The sequence below is a fragment of the Luteibacter jiangsuensis genome (assembly GCF_011742555.1).
In the GTDB taxonomy this organism is placed as follows: Bacteria; Pseudomonadota; Gammaproteobacteria; order Xanthomonadales; family Rhodanobacteraceae; genus Luteibacter; species Luteibacter jiangsuensis.
Map to the genome: position 1 here is coordinate 98,225 of NZ_JAAQQR010000008.1, position 13,477 is coordinate 111,701.

Annotated in this window: 11 protein-coding genes; 6 read left to right on the plus strand and 5 right to left on the minus strand. The window is 65.9% G+C overall.

Annotation, left to right across the window (positions count from 1 at the left end; translation table 11 throughout):
• Positions 1 to 14 precede the first annotated feature (14 nt).
• On the minus strand, positions 15 to 635 hold the full coding sequence (locus HBF26_RS15945; RefSeq protein ID WP_167128685.1) for a response regulator: 621 nt from the start codon (positions 633 to 635) through the stop codon (positions 15 to 17).
• A gap of 98 nt (positions 636 to 733) precedes the next feature.
• Here HBF26_RS15945 and HBF26_RS15950 point away from each other — a divergent pair, with 98 nt between their 5' ends.
• Both HBF26_RS15950 and HBF26_RS15955 read left to right on the plus strand, forming a co-directional pair.
• Positions 734 to 1,561: a DUF72 domain-containing protein gene (locus HBF26_RS15950; protein ID WP_167128688.1), complete on the plus strand. Its 828-nt coding sequence runs from the start codon at positions 734 to 736 to the stop codon at positions 1,559 to 1,561.
• A gap of 28 nt (positions 1,562 to 1,589) precedes the next feature.
• Complete coding sequence (locus HBF26_RS15955; RefSeq protein ID WP_167128690.1) at positions 1,590 to 2,237, plus strand: DUF6348 family protein; 648 nt, start codon at positions 1,590 to 1,592, stop codon at positions 2,235 to 2,237.
• A gap of 103 nt (positions 2,238 to 2,340) precedes the next feature.
• Here HBF26_RS15955 and HBF26_RS15960 read toward each other — a convergent pair whose 3' ends face one another.
• Positions 2,341 to 2,754: a putative toxin-antitoxin system toxin component, PIN family gene (locus HBF26_RS15960; protein ID WP_167128693.1), complete on the minus strand. Its 414-nt coding sequence runs from the start codon at positions 2,752 to 2,754 to the stop codon at positions 2,341 to 2,343.
• Between the two features lie 4 nt (positions 2,755 to 2,758).
• On the minus strand, positions 2,759 to 3,754 hold the full coding sequence (locus tag HBF26_RS15965; protein WP_167128696.1) for an LLM class flavin-dependent oxidoreductase: 996 nt from the start codon (positions 3,752 to 3,754) through the stop codon (positions 2,759 to 2,761).
• 166 nt (positions 3,755 to 3,920) lie between these two features.
• On the opposite strand from HBF26_RS15965, the gene HBF26_RS15970 reads away from it, so the two are divergent.
• Together HBF26_RS15970 and HBF26_RS15975 are read left to right on the plus strand one after the other, a co-directional pair.
• Entirely contained in the window at positions 3,921 to 4,622 is a 702-nt protein-coding gene (locus tag HBF26_RS15970) for a pirin family protein (protein ID WP_167029852.1), read from the plus strand.
• Between the two features lie 35 nt (positions 4,623 to 4,657).
• Positions 4,658 to 6,091 carry a nicotinate phosphoribosyltransferase gene (locus tag HBF26_RS15975; RefSeq protein WP_167128699.1) on the plus strand — a complete coding sequence of 478 codons (1,434 nt, stop codon included), beginning with the start codon at positions 4,658 to 4,660 and terminating at the stop codon, positions 6,089 to 6,091.
• A 127-nt stretch (positions 6,092 to 6,218) separates the two neighbouring features.
• Here HBF26_RS15975 and HBF26_RS15980 read toward each other — a convergent pair whose 3' ends face one another.
• Positions 6,219 to 8,162 (minus strand): LTA synthase family protein, encoded by a 1,944-nt coding sequence (locus tag HBF26_RS15980; RefSeq protein ID WP_167128701.1) that lies wholly within the window; start codon positions 8,160 to 8,162, stop codon positions 6,219 to 6,221.
• 202 nt (positions 8,163 to 8,364) lie between these two features.
• On the opposite strand from HBF26_RS15980, the gene mprF reads away from it, so the two are divergent.
• Together mprF and HBF26_RS15990 are read left to right on the plus strand one after the other, a co-directional pair.
• A complete protein-coding gene (mprF, locus tag HBF26_RS15985; RefSeq protein WP_338039691.1) occupies positions 8,365 to 10,974 on the plus strand; it encodes a bifunctional lysylphosphatidylglycerol flippase/synthetase MprF in 2,610 nt (869 codons plus the stop codon).
• An 8-nt stretch (positions 10,975 to 10,982) separates the two neighbouring features.
• Positions 10,983 to 11,777, plus strand: coding sequence for an AcvB/VirJ family lysyl-phosphatidylglycerol hydrolase (locus tag HBF26_RS15990; RefSeq protein ID WP_338039692.1), 795 nt, complete (start codon positions 10,983 to 10,985; stop codon positions 11,775 to 11,777).
• Positions 11,778 to 12,432: 655 nt separating this feature from the next.
• Here the strand turns inward: HBF26_RS15990 and HBF26_RS15995 are convergent.
• A complete protein-coding gene (locus HBF26_RS15995) occupies positions 12,433 to 13,206 on the minus strand; it encodes a transporter (protein WP_167128708.1) in 774 nt (257 codons plus the stop codon).
• Positions 13,207 to 13,477: the final 271 nt, after the last annotated feature.

The following is a 13,477-nucleotide window of genomic DNA, read 5'->3' on the forward strand; positions in this document are numbered from 1 at the left end:
CTCCCACAGGATGGCTAGAGTTCGATGATGCCGCGGCGCAGGGCGATGGCCACCGCGTGGGTCCGGTCGTTGGCCTGAAGCTTCGCCAAGATGCTTTTCATGTGCGCCTTCACCGTTTCCTCGGCGATGCCCAGGGCGCCTGCCACGTCGCGATTGGCCTCGCCACGCGCGACATGGGTCAGCACCTGCGTCTCGCGCGGCGTGAGTTCGTCGTCGTCGGCGTGGCCGGCCATCTCCTGGGCGATCTCTTCCGGTATGCGCTTCTTGCCGTCCATGATCTGCTGGATGGTGGCCAGCATGTCCTTGCGCAGCTCGCTTTTCAGCAGATAACCCTGCGCCCCCGCGCGAAAGGCACGCAGGGCCTGAACGTCGCCCCGGTAGGTGGTGAGTACCAGGATCCTCGCCTCGGGAAACTCGGAGCGTATGGCCTCGATCGCCGCAATGCCCCCCATGCCCGGCATTTGCAGGTCCATGAGAGTAAGGTCGGGCAGGTGCTCGCGATAGCGTTCGATGGCTTCCTCGCCGGTGCTCGCTTCGCCGACCAGCTCAAGACCTTCGTATCCCTCGATCACCGCGGCAATGCCTTCTCTCAGCAAGGGATGGTCGTCGACGGTCAGGATTCGGATGGGCGGCATGGTCGCTGCACGTGAAACTCGGAACGCGAAGTATCGCGCAAACTTTCGGTGGCCGCCTTGTACACACTATCCACCTGACCCCTGCGAGCATCGCGACCATGGCGACGAAACGCGTTCGACACCACGAGGCGGCCGGGCATATCCGCACCGGCATGGGCGGCTGGGTGTTTCCGCCGTGGCGCGGCGTCTTCTATCCGGACGGCCTGGTGCAGAAGCGCGAGCTGGAATACGCGAGCCGGAAGGTCGGTGCCATCGAAATCAACGGCACGTACTACCGCGCGCCCGACGCCTCCACGTACGAGAAATGGGCGGCGCAGACCCCGGAAGGCTTCATCTTCTCGGTCAAGGCGCCCCGCCTCATCGTGCAGGCGCGATCGCTGGCCGGCACCGGACCGCGCATGCGCAGCTTCCTCGACGGCGCGGTGGCGCTGGGTGATCGCCTGGGCCCGCTGCTGTGGCAGTTCATGCCCGCGCGCAAGTTCGATCCGGACGACGTGGCAGCCTTCCTCGACCTGCTGCCCGAGAAACATGGCGGCATGGCCCTGCGCCATGCGGTGGAAGTGCGGCATGAGAGCTTCATGGACGGACGGTGGCTGGAACTTGCCAGGGCGCGCGGCGTGGCGACGGTGTTCACCGATTCGCCGAAGTATCCCTCCCTCGCCGACCTCACCGGACCTTTCGTATACACCCGCCTGATGCGCAGCGAGTCCGACCAGACCACCGGCTATCCGGCCGCCCAGCTGAAGAAATGGGCGGCGCGCGCCCGTGCCTGGGCGGAAGGCGGCGATCCCGCCGACCTGCCGCACACCGGCGCTGTGTCCCGGAACGGCGAAGCAAAGGACGTCTTCATCTATTTCATCTCCGCGGCGAAGGAACGAAACCCCGCCGCCGCGGTCGCACTCGCCAGGCTGGTTGGCAGCGCATAATCCCACGTTCCCCACGACCGGAAGCTCCATGGACCGTCTCATCGAGAACTACCTCATCGACCTTTTCGCCGACAACAACGTGGCCCTCGAACCCGACGAGGGCTGGCTGCTGACTGAGGGCGAAGACTTCCCGGCCATCCGTGGCATCTGGCACGAGGGCAAGGACGGCGGCATGGGCCGCCTGGACATCGATGTGGTGCTCGACGAGGAACGCACCATCGAGGAAAGCTTCGGTGGCATCGGCGCGGGCAAGGAAGGTTGTCGCGATGCCCTGGACAGTTTCGCGCGTAACGACTTCCACGTGGTGCTCGCCGCGTGCTGGCATGTCGTGAACGGTCGCAAGCTCGTGGTGCGCGAACTCACGGCCGGCGGGCGCCCGTTCACCGCATACATCGGCGACTTCACGCTACGAGGCGAGAAGGATGCCCCGATGGAGATCCCCGAAGACGGGCTTTCCGCGCTCGAGGCCGCCATCGCCACGGCACCGCTCACCGCCGACGTGCACTGGATTCGCGTGTTCTACGGCAACGTGGGCAACGGCAGCACGCAGGTCGAGGTGCTTCTGGACAACGAGCCGTGGGCCGCTGGGCACAAGGCCATTGCGTCGGTCGAGTGGCCGCAGCACGAGCGCTACTACAGCCTGCGCAATTTCATTGCGCTGGTGCCGGCGGATTGAACTGTGGGAGCCGCTTCAGCGGCGATCCCGCGGCAGCGGGCACGCCGTGGCGAGCACCCAATCGCCGCTGAAGCGGCTCCCACAAAAAGCAAGCGCTGCGCCCCTACCTTGTCCACTCCTCGGGCTTCATGATCGCGAACAAACCTTCGCGGCGTGTACGGCGGCCGAGCTTCAGCACTTCCGCGTCGCGGGAAAACAGCACCGCCGCGCCCGACGCGGCCGCGAGTTCCAGGAACTTCTGATCGTCGCGATCGCGGCAGCGCGGCGGTTTTGCCGCCGGCTCCGTAGCCGGCAACACGGTCACCAGCGCATCGAACCGCGCGCTCGCCTCCGCGCGCCGCACATCGTCCAGCTTCAACAGCGGATAGCCCAGCACCTTCAGCCATTCGTCGCGGCAGTCCGCGCGCGTCACCGCCTGCACCGCGCCCGAAGCCATCGCCGCGACCAGCGCCGCGGTGCGCGGGTCGGAGAAGACGAAGGCGTCGAGGCAGACGTTGGTGTCGAGAACCACCCGCATCGTGTCAGGCAGCCAGCTTCGCGTGCTGTTCGGCCACGAGGGTATAGGAGCGCTTGCGTGCTTCGTGATCAAAGATCTGCGCGGTAATGATGAGTTCGTCGGCAGCCGTGCGGTCGATGAAGGCAGCCAGGCCTTCGCGTACGGTATCTGCCGAGCCCACCACGGCGCACGAGAGCGCATGGTCCACCTGCGCTTTCTCCATCGGAGTCCATACACCGTCCATCGAATTCACGGGCGGGGGCAACTGGCCGGGAGCGCCGCGCCGCAGGTTCCAGAAGGCCTGCTGCTGCGAGGTGAAGAGGCGACGCGCCTCTTCGTCGGTATCGGCGGCGACCACATTGATGCCGAGCATCGCATACGGCTTCGCCAGCACGTCCGACGGCCGGAACATCGTGCGGTAGACCTCGAGCGCCTTCATCATGAGGTCGGGCGCGAAGTGGGACGCGAACGCGAACGGCAGGCCCAGTTCCGCGGCGAGCCGCGCGCTGAAAAGGCTGGAACCGAGCAGCCAGAGGGGCACGTTGGTGTCCATGCCCGGCACCGCGCGCACGGTCTGGCCAGGCTGCTGGGGCCCGAGGAAAAACTGAAGCTCCTGCACATCGTCGGGGAAACGATCGTCGCTGGGTCCGAGATCGCGCCGGAGCGCGCGTGCGGTGGCGTAATCGGTGCCCGGTGCGCGCCCCAGCCCCAGATCGATGCGGCCCGGGTACAGCGAGGCCAGCGTGCCGAACTGCTCGGCGATCACCAGCGGCGCGTGGTTGGGCAGCATGATGCCGCCGGAGCCCACGCGGATCGTCTTCGTGGCTTCCGCGATGTAACCGATCACGACGGCCGTGGCCGCGCTGGCGATACCCGTCATGTTGTGGTGCTCGGCCAGCCAGTAGCGGTGGAAGCCCAGTGTCTCGGCATGCATGGCCAGATCGCGCGAATTGCGCAGGGCGTCGCCGGGCGTGGCACCGCGAACGACGGGGGACAGGTCGAGCACCGAGAACGGAATCATCCGGAAGCACCTCAATGGGGGTGGCGGAAAACCGCCGATCCGTCCCACATGGGATCGGTGCATGTAGGAAACAATGCGTTCCGGTGAGCGATGCTCCACGGACGATGGAGAGGAGGAAAATACACCCATCCACTCATCCAGTCCGGTAACTCCGGGGGAGCAACACATGATCGACGTCCGCCGTTTCGAAAGCCTGGGCGGTGCCAACCACGGTTGGCTCGATGCCAAGCACCACTTTTCGTTTGCTTCCTACCACGATCCGAAGCGTATGGGCTGGGGCGCGCTGCGCGTCTGGAACGACGACACCATCGCCGCCGGCACCGGCTTTCCGCCGCATCCGCACTCGGACATGGAAATCATCACCTACGTTCGCGAAGGCGCGATCACCCACGAGGACAGCCTGGGCAACAAGGGCCGCACCGAGGCGGGCGACGTGCAGGTGATGAGCGCCGGTACCGGCATCCGTCACGCCGAGTACAACGCCGAGCCGGAAGCGACGCGGATCTTCCAGATCTGGATCATTCCGGACGGCGAACGCAAGGCGCCGTCGTGGGGCACCCGCCCGTTTCCGAAGGGCGAGCGTTCCGGCCGTTTCGTGACCCTCGCCAGCGGTATCGCCGGCGACGACGACGCCCTGCCGATCCGTACCGATGCACGCGTGCTCGGCGCCAGCGTGAAGGCCGGCGAGACAGTGGAATACACGCTCGCCCCGGGTCGCTACGCGTACATGGTGCCGGCCGCCGGTTCGGTCGAAGTGAACGGCATCGCGCTCGGCAAGGGCGACGGTGCGGCGATCCGCGACGAAACGACGCTGCGCGTCACCGCCGCGACCGACGCCGAACTGGTGCTGGTCGACACCGCCGCCTGATGGCGCGGCGGTAAGCCAGGGGTATGCTGTGGGTCATGACGACCCACGGCACTCCCCTCGACAACCCCATCCTCGACACCGACAGCTACAAGGCCAGTCATTGGCTGCAATACCCGCCCGGCACCGACGCCACGTTCTTTTACGTGGAGTCGCGCGGCGGCACCTACGAAAGCACGGTGTTCTTCGGCCTGCAGGCCATCCTGAAGTCGCGTCTCGGCCGCCCCGTTACCCATGCGCATGTGGACGAGGCGCGCGACTTCTTCGCCGCCCATGGCGAGCCGTTCAACGAAGACGGCTGGCGGCACATCGTCGAAGCCCATGGCGGCCGCCTGCCCGTGCGCATCCGAGCCGTTCCCGAGGGAAGCGTGGTGCCGACGCACCAGGCGCTGGTGACGATCGAATCGACCGATCCCGCGGCTTACTGGCTTCCTTCCTATCTGGAAACGCTCCTGCTCCGGCTCTGGTACCCGGTGACGGTGTCCAGCATCAGCTGGCAGGCACGACGCACGATACTCCACTACCTCGAGCGCTCGTCCGACGACCCCGCCGGACAGATCCCGTTCAAGCTGCACGACTTCGGTGCGCGTGGTGTGTCCAGCGCGGAGTCGGCCGGACTCGGCGGCATGGCGCACCTGGTGAACTTCCTGGGCACCGATACGGTGTCGGGCGTGCTTGCCGCCCGCGCCTATTACGGCGAACCGATGGCAGGTTTTTCCATACCCGCCGCCGAGCACAGCACCATCACCAGCTGGGGCAGGGAGCACGAGGTAGACGCGTACCGAAACATGCTGAAGCGGTTCGCCCGGCCGGGTTCGCTGGTCGCGGTGGTGTCGGACAGTTACGACATCTTCCACGCCATTTCCGAGCACTGGGGCAAGACGCTCCGCGACGAAGTCATCGCGTCGGGTGCCACGGTGGTGGTTCGCCCGGATTCCGGCGATCCGGTGGAGGTGGTACACCGTTGCGTGAGCCTGCTCAACGATGCCTTCGGCAGTACGGTGAACGGCAAGGGCTACCGCGTGCTCAACCATGTGCGGGTGATCCAGGGCGACGGGGTCAACCCGGAAAGCATCCGCGCCATCCTCGAGCGCATCACCTGCGCCGGCTACTCGGCCGACAACCTCGCCTTCGGCATGGGCGGCGCGTTACTGCAGAAGCTCACGCGCGACACGCAGAAGTTCGCGCTGAAATGCTCCGCGGCACGCATCGACGGGCATTGGCGCGACGTATGGAAGGATCCGGTGACGGATCAGGGCAAGCTTTCCAAGCGGGGCCGCATGACCTTGCTGCGCCATCGCGAGTACGGCAGCTACCGCACCGTGCCTCTCCCCGACGACGCCGTGTCGCTGCCGGTCGAGGCGATCGACCCGGGCTGGGAAGAAGCGATGGTCACCGTGTGGGAAAACGGCGAACTGATACGCGACTGGTCGTTCGCGGAAATCCGCGAGCGGGCCGCCGCCGGCCGTTGAAGCAACTTTGTGGGAGCCGGCTATGCCGGCGATCCCGCGGCAGCGGGCAGGCCTGCCGCTAGCACCCATCGCGGCTGAAGCGGCTCCCACAAAGTTTCGCCGCTTGCAGCGACATGCATCCCCGGTTTCAACCAGCCGGTTTGCGCTTCATCAACCCATGCGTGAACAGGTACGCCGCGGTCTGGTAATACGTGATGGCGGCCTTCGCATCCACCGGGTCCGGATGGTCCACCGGGGTGGCATCGCCGGTGCTGCGTTCGGGCAGCATCTGCTTCACCGGCATGCGCGGCACCAGCGACGTGAGGCGGTCGCCGTGGAGGTAACCCAGCTCCTGGTATGTGCTCAGGAACGCGCGCTCGCGGCCCGGCTCGAGACGGAACAGGTCGTAACCGTAGAAGCGCGAGGTATAGCTGAATCCGAGCATGCCCAGCAGCGTCGGCGGGATATCGATCTGGCTCATCAGGCGATCCACGCGCCCGGGCTGCACGTGCTTCGGCGAATAGATGAAGAGCGGGATGTGATAGCGGTCTACAGGAAGGCTGGTCTTGCCCGCGCTGGTGGCGCAGTGATCGGCAGTGATCACGAAGATCGTGTCGTCGAACCAGGGCTTCGTGGACGCGCGCTTCAGAAAGTCCGCGATCGCCCAGTCGGTGTATTGCACGGCGGCACGGCGCGAGCCCTGGGGCAGCTTCACGCGTCCCTCCGGGAACGTGAACGGCCGGTGGTTCGAGGTGGTCATCACGTGGCCGAAGTACGGCTTGCCCTTCGCGTAGGCATCGTCCATGCGCTTCATGACCAGCGTGAAGAGATCTTCGTCGGCCACACCCCATACGTTCTCCGCATGGATGTCCTTGTCGGCAATGGCGTTGCGATCGACCGCCGTGTAGCCATTGCTCGCGAAGAAGTGGTTCATGTTGTCGAAGTAACCGTAGCCCCCGTAGAGGAACTCGGACTCGTAACCCTTCGCGTTGAACACGTCGGCGAGCGACCAGAGGTTCTCGTTGTTCGGACGCTTCACGATCGATTCGCCGGGTGTCGGCGGTACCGACAGGGCCAACGCTTCCAGGCCGCGAACGGTGCGCGTGCCGTTCGCGTAAAGCTGGGTGAAGAACAGGCTCTTCGCCGCCAATGCGTCGAGGTTCGGCATCAGGTGCTTGTGCTTGCTGACGTCGAGCCCTTCCACGTAGTCGCCGGACAGACTCTCGACGCTGATCAGCACCACATTGAGTTTTTTCTCGGGACGGTCCGCCACGATGTTGCGCGTGATGTCCTGCGGGTCGTCGCTGGTAAAGGTGGCGTCGGGCGTCTTCAGCAGGCCGCGCAGGTTCGCGAACGCCTGGTCGTCGGGCAGGGTGGGATAGTACTTCGCGTAATCGAGTTCGTTCTCGCGGAAGGCGGCGAAGAACTGGTAGATGCCGTTACCGGCCAGTTCGTTCACGTAGTTGTTGCTGGAGCGGTCTTTCATCGCACCGGTCACGGCGAAGCTCACCGCCACGGTAAGCACGAGCCAGACCCCCACCACGGCGGTGCGTCCCAGGAAGCGGGAGCCCTCGTCGCGCGGCGCCAGCACGCGGCGGCTCAGCACCATGACGACGAAGGCGGCGACCAGCAGCAGCGCCGTCCACGTGGCGATCGGGTAGGACTCGCGGATGTTGCCCACCACCTCATGCGTATAGACCAGGTAGTCCACGGCGATGAAGTTGAAGCGCGCGCTGAACTCGCCCCAGAACACCAGTTCCGCCGCGCCGAGGTAGAGCACCGCGAACGCCAGCACGGCGCACAGCGCAAAGACGCCACGGTGGCCCCACTGCGAAAGGTACGCCCGGCGGGGCAGCAGCCACAGCACCAGCACCAGCGGCCAGGCGAAATAGATATACGTGACCAGGTCGTAGCCGAATCCGACCGCGAACAGGTACAGGTACGAGCCGATGTCGGCGGGCACCTCGTGGCGCGTCTTGATCAGCAGGATCAGACGGACGAGGGAGGCAACACCGACGAAGACGGCACCGAACCAGAGCAGGGGCCTGAAGCGCTGACGGAGGGTGCGCAGGGCCGGATGGGCAAGAGACATGGAACCTCGCTGGCAGGCCGGCGCGGAATAAGCGCGGCAGTTCGCAGGGTATTAAGGACCGCTTACACTGGGCTTTCCTTTTGCTTAGCTCAACCTTTCGTCCGGCGGGCCGCGCTGTGGCGGGGGCAAAATGCCGCCTGCCGCATGCGTGCGCGCTGTGGCAACCTACACGACCTTACGATTGATCGGAGCCACGGCGCACGTGGAGCACGAAAACCTGACGGAGCTCCCGTCGACCGACCCTGCCGATCCGCGGCATGCCCTGTACGCGACCCTGCTACGGCGGGTCGGCGGGCCCCTACTTTCCGTGCTGCTGCTCGGCCTCGCCCTGTGGGCCCTGCATGCCATGGCCAGCGAGGTCACGTATCGACAAATTGCCGGATATGTTCACTCGCTGCCTCGCGCCGACATCGTCCTGGCCGTGGTGCTCACGGCGGCCGGCTTCGCGGTGATGACGCTTTACGACTGGTTCGGGCTGGCCAGCGTCGGCAAACGCCTGCCCGCACCGCGCGTCGCCTTCATCTCCTTCATCAGCTACGCGTTCTCCAACGCCCTCGGCATGTCGCTGCTGGTCTCGGGTTCCATCCGCTACCGCTTCTACGTCCAGGCCGGACTGACCACGGGCGAGGTGGCGCGCGTGGTTCTCTACACCACCCTGAGCTTCTGGCTCGGGTTGGCCGCACTGACCGGGGCCACGCTGCTGCTGGTGCCCATCCCGCCCGACGTGCCCTTGTCCGGGTTGCGCATTCCGCTGGCGATCCTCCTGCTCGTCGTTCCCCTGGCCTGGTTCGCGATCGCCGTGGCGGTACGGCGTCCGGTGCGGATCTGGCGCTGGTCGGTGAACGCGCCGACACCCGCCGTGGCGGCACGGCAGATCCTGATCGGCGCGTTCGACTGGGGTCTGGCCGCGAGCGTGCTCTACGTGCTCATGCCGGAAGCGATAGCGGGCGGGTTTGGCCATTTCCTGGCGATCTTCGTGCTGGCCCAGATGGCGGGCCTGATCAGCCATGTACCCGGCGGCCTGGGCGTCTTCGAAGCCGTGATGCTCGCGGGCTTCGGGGCCACCGGCAACCAGGGGCTGGAGGCACCGATTCTCGGTTCGCTGGCCGCGTTCCGCCTCGTCTACTACCTGCTGCCGCTGGGCGTGGCCACGGTGCTGGTGATCTGGCGCGAGGTGCGCGCCCTGCGCCATGCCGCGCTCATCACCCCGTGGTTCAGCAGCCTGCTGCCGCCCTTCTTCGCCGGGCTGACCCTGGTCAGCGGCGCGGTGCTGCTCTTCTCCGGCGCCACCCTGGCGATCCCCGGCCGCATGGAGATCCTGCGCGGATTCGTGCCCCTGCCGCTGGTGGAGGTGTCGCACTTCCTTTCCAGCGTGGTCGGCATGCTGCTGCTCATCCTCGCCCGCGGCTTGCAGCGCCGGCTCGACGCCGCCTACGTGCTCACGCTGGTGCTCCTGATCCTCGGCGCAATCTTCTCGCTGCTCAAAGGCATCGATTACGAAGAAGCGACGCTGCTCTCCCTGCTGGCCCTGGCCCTGGCGCCCGCCCACCGTCATTTCTACCGGCGGGCCTCGCTGTTCCGGGCCACGTTCTCGCCCGGCTGGGTGCTGGCCATTGCCTCCGTGCTGGCCTGCGCCACCTGGCTGGTGTTTTTCAGCTTCAAGCACGTCGAATACAGCAACAACCTCTGGTGGGAGTTCAGCTTCCACCATGGCGGCGCGCCGCGCGCGCTTCGTGCGCTGGTCGGCGCCACGGCCGTCGTGATGCTGTTCGCACTGGCCAACCTCATCCGGCCGGCACGACCGCGCCGAGCGCTTCCCGGCGAGGCGGAACTGGCACGCGCCATGCCGCTGGTGAAGGGTTTCGATTCCGCCCAGGCCCACCTCGCCCTCGTGGGCGACAAGATGCTGATGTTCGCGCCGGACGACCGGGCCTTCATCATGTATGACGTCGAAGGCCGGAGCTGGGTGGCCATGGGCGATCCGGTGGGCACCGACGAAGACGCGCGCCGGGAACTGGTGTGGGCCTTCCGCGAGCACTGCGAGCGCGCCGGTGGCTGGCCGCTGTTCTACCAGGTGCGCCCGCGCGATCTGGATCTCTACCTGGAAGTGGGCATGAACCTGCTCAAGATCGGCGAGGAGGCCCGCGTTCGGCTTGCCGACTTCAACCTCGACGGCAAGTCGAAGAAGACCCTGCGCGGCACGGTCAACAAACTCTCCCGCGAGGGCCTGCGCATGGAGATCGTGCCGATCGAAGGCGTGCCTGCCCTGCTTCCGAAACTGAAGACGATTTCCGACGCATGGCTGCGCGACAAGAAGGTGCGCGAAAAGCGCTTCTCGCTTGGCCTGTTCGACGAGCGCTACCTGCTCCGCACGCCCATGGCGGTGGTGTGGCAAGGCGACGAGCCTGTAGCCTTCGCGAATGTCTTCGTCACCGCGACGAAGGAAGAAGCGTCCGTCGACCTCATGCGCCACCTTCCCGAAGGCCCGTCCGGCATCATGGATTTCCTTTTCATCGAGTTGATGGTCTGGGCGAAAGCCGAAGGCTATCGTTGGTTCAACCTGGGCATGGCCCCGTTGTCGGGCCTGCAGAACCGGCGTACCGCGCCGCTGTGGAGCCGGTTCGGCGCCATCGTGTTCGGCCGTGGCGAACGCTTCTACAACTTCCGCGGCCTGCATCGGTACAAGGAAAAGTTCGACCCGGAATGGGAACCGCGTTATATCGCCGTGCCTGGAGGCATCGCGCTGCCCCTGGCGCTGGCGAACGTCGCCAGCCTCATCTCCGGCGGCCTCGGCGGCGTGGTGCGTCGATGAAGCCACTTGTGAGAAAAATCTTCCGTTGGGTGCTGTTCTCGATCCTGGGACTGCTCGTGCTGGGGTTGCTCGCATGGCATCCGTGGACGCACGCGTCGATGGAAAAGTCCACGGTCGAACTGCCGGCCCTCCGGCCGGCGCCGGCGGGTGAGGAAGATCTGCTCGTCGTCATCTATTCCGGCGACGGAGGCTGGTGGGATCTCGACCAGCGTCTCGGGGCCGTGTTCACCGAACGGGGCATCCCCGTCGCCGGCGTCAGCACGTTCAAGTATTTCTGGCGGTACCGTTCGCCCGAAGAATCCGCGCACGACCTCGACGGCCTGCTCGACCGCTACACCAGGCAGTGGAACAAGTCGCGGGTGTTGTTGATCGGTTATTCGTTCGGCGCCGATGTGCTTCCGACGATCGTGGGCAAGCTGCGGCCGGACAACCGGGCGCGGCTCAGCCAGCTGGTGCTTCTGTCGGCAAGCCGCGACGTGAACTTCGAGATCGAACTCGAGGGCTACATGCAGCAGGGCTGGTGGACCACGCACACGCACAACCTCCTGCAATGGCTGAATCCGGTGGTGCACAGCGATGCCATGCCCCCGATCGCCGCGCTGGGCGGCAAGCCGCCCATGGCTTGTTATTACGGCGCGGAAGATGCCGACGACAGCGGCTGCACCGATCCGAAGCTTCCGTCCTTTGTTGAGGTATTCCGCAAGCCCGGTTCTCATCACTTCGATGAGAACTACGAAGGCCTCGCCACCGAACTGATCCAGCGCATGCCTGGAAAGGCGCCACCAGCCTCCACACCGAACTGATCCAGCGCATGCCTGGAAAGGCGCCACCAGCCTCCACACCGCCTTAACTGTTTTATCGCCCTGACAGATGTGAAGAACTGTCACGGAACGTTCACCCCCGTGCCACCGAAAATTTCCCTTCCCGCGCCCACTCTGTCGGTTCGCGGAGGGACAGGCGCGGCAGGAGAACACGATGCAACGAGAACCAGGCAAACGGGATTACGGCTCTTCCGACTGCGCCCAGTTGCGCAGCCTCGCAAGCAGGGGTGTGTTCGTGCCCCAACCCAGCAAGCCGCCGCGGCAGGAGCATGTCGACCATTCCCGCTCCGGCGCCCGCCGTGAGCCGCGGTCGACGCGCGCCCCCGCCTGATTCGCGCCTTCATCGTCGATGAAGGTAAATCCGAACCAAATTTAAGATTTCTCCTATATCCGTCAGCGGCCGACCTACGGAAGATGAGGTCCATGCCCGCCCGTCACCTGGGCGTGGCTAAAAAATCGCCGATGACCGATCCGACGGCAGGAAGCCGTCCGTCCCTAGTTACAGGATCGATCCCCCCTTCATCGGCGGTGACGCCGCGCCGGCATTGCCGGGCCGCGTTGGTGGCCCAGGCCACTGGACCCAGGGACGGTCGCCATGGCCCTCCGCGTGAGCGAGAGGGCCATGTTTTTTTGGGCTTTAGCCTTTCCTGCCGAAGAACATCGAGATGCCCAGGCCTGCCAGCATCGACGGGCCGTGGCGCCCGATGCGGTGAAGGGCGTAGGCGTCCAGTTGAACGTGGTCGCCGATATCATAAGCGATGCCGCCACCTGCCTGGAGCTCGTTACCGTCCTCGGCATCGTGGATCACGTCCGTCTCGACGTAGGCAAGCAAGTTCTCTCCGAATTTCCGGCCGAAGGTCGGTGCCAGCGTCCACGTGTTCCGGCCTTTGAGGCGGTCGAGGTTGGCGAAGAGCGTGATCTGCTTCGCGTCGTCGGGTTTCCATTGCATGGTGCTTCCCAGGCTCACCTCACGGGCGCCGTTCCCGAAGTCCTTGTCGCCGTTGGCGAAGGTGACGGTACCCAGCGCGGCCCAACTGAAAGTGCCCGCATCGGCGGAGCCTTCGGGCGCCCACTTCATGCCGACGCTGGTGTCGCCATGTCCCACCGCGTGGCGGCGGGAACCCGCGCCACGCTCCTCGAGCCGGTTCCATGCGGAACCGCCCACCTGCAATTCGATCGGACCGCCAAGGCCGAGACGAATGAGGCTGTCGGCAGTGTACGTACGGTCGAGGTACCCGTCCTGCCGTTGCCGTTCGTAGGTGGGAAGGCCCTGCTCCAGCGCCAGCGTGCCGGCGGGCAATACGGTGGTCGCGAACCCCGCGCCGGGGCGATCGAAGTCGGGCGGATCGGCAAACGCCGGGGCGGCGAAAAGCAAGACGGCAGCGGTGGCGAGGGAGGTTCGTAAGGTCATGAGCGCATTGTGCGTGCGCCGCGTAGCGGCCGCGTGCACGCCCGCGATCCCGCGACGGCGGGCCGTCGTGTCGCGAGCACCCATCGCCGCTGAAGCGGCTCCCACAAAAAAGCCGGTCTGCTTTGTGTGGGAGCCGGCTATGCCGGCGATCCCGCGACGGCGGGCCGTCGTGTCGCGAGCACCCATCGCCGCTGAAGCGGCTCCCACAAAAAGCCGGTCTGCTTTGTGTGGGAGCCGGCTATGCCGGCGATCCCGCGACAGCGGGCCGTCG

What these genes read in the sequence shown, in the direction of transcription:
- HBF26_RS15980 (WP_167128701.1), bottom strand. Translation starts at nt 8,162, where the DNA reads ATGTCTCTTGCCCATCCGGCCCTGCGCACCCTCCGTCAGCGCTTCAGG.
- HBF26_RS15950 (WP_167128688.1), top strand. Translation starts at nt 734, where the DNA reads ATGGCGACGAAACGCGTTCGACACCACGAGGCGGCCGGGCATATCCGC.
- HBF26_RS15960 (WP_167128693.1), bottom strand. Translation starts at nt 2,754, where the DNA reads ATGCGGGTGGTTCTCGACACCAACGTCTGCCTCGACGCCTTCGTCTTC.
- HBF26_RS15970 (WP_167029852.1), top strand. Translation starts at nt 3,921, where the DNA reads ATGATCGACGTCCGCCGTTTCGAAAGCCTGGGCGGTGCCAACCACGGT.
- HBF26_RS15945 (WP_167128685.1), bottom strand. Translation starts at nt 635, where the DNA reads ATGCCGCCCATCCGAATCCTGACCGTCGACGACCATCCCTTGCTGAGA.
- HBF26_RS15955 (WP_167128690.1), top strand. Translation starts at nt 1,590, where the DNA reads ATGGACCGTCTCATCGAGAACTACCTCATCGACCTTTTCGCCGACAAC.
- HBF26_RS15975 (WP_167128699.1), top strand. Translation starts at nt 4,658, where the DNA reads ATGACGACCCACGGCACTCCCCTCGACAACCCCATCCTCGACACCGAC.
- HBF26_RS15995 (WP_167128708.1), bottom strand. Translation starts at nt 13,206, where the DNA reads ATGACCTTACGAACCTCCCTCGCCACCGCTGCCGTCTTGCTTTTCGCC.
- HBF26_RS15965 (WP_167128696.1), bottom strand. Translation starts at nt 3,754, where the DNA reads ATGATTCCGTTCTCGGTGCTCGACCTGTCCCCCGTCGTTCGCGGTGCC.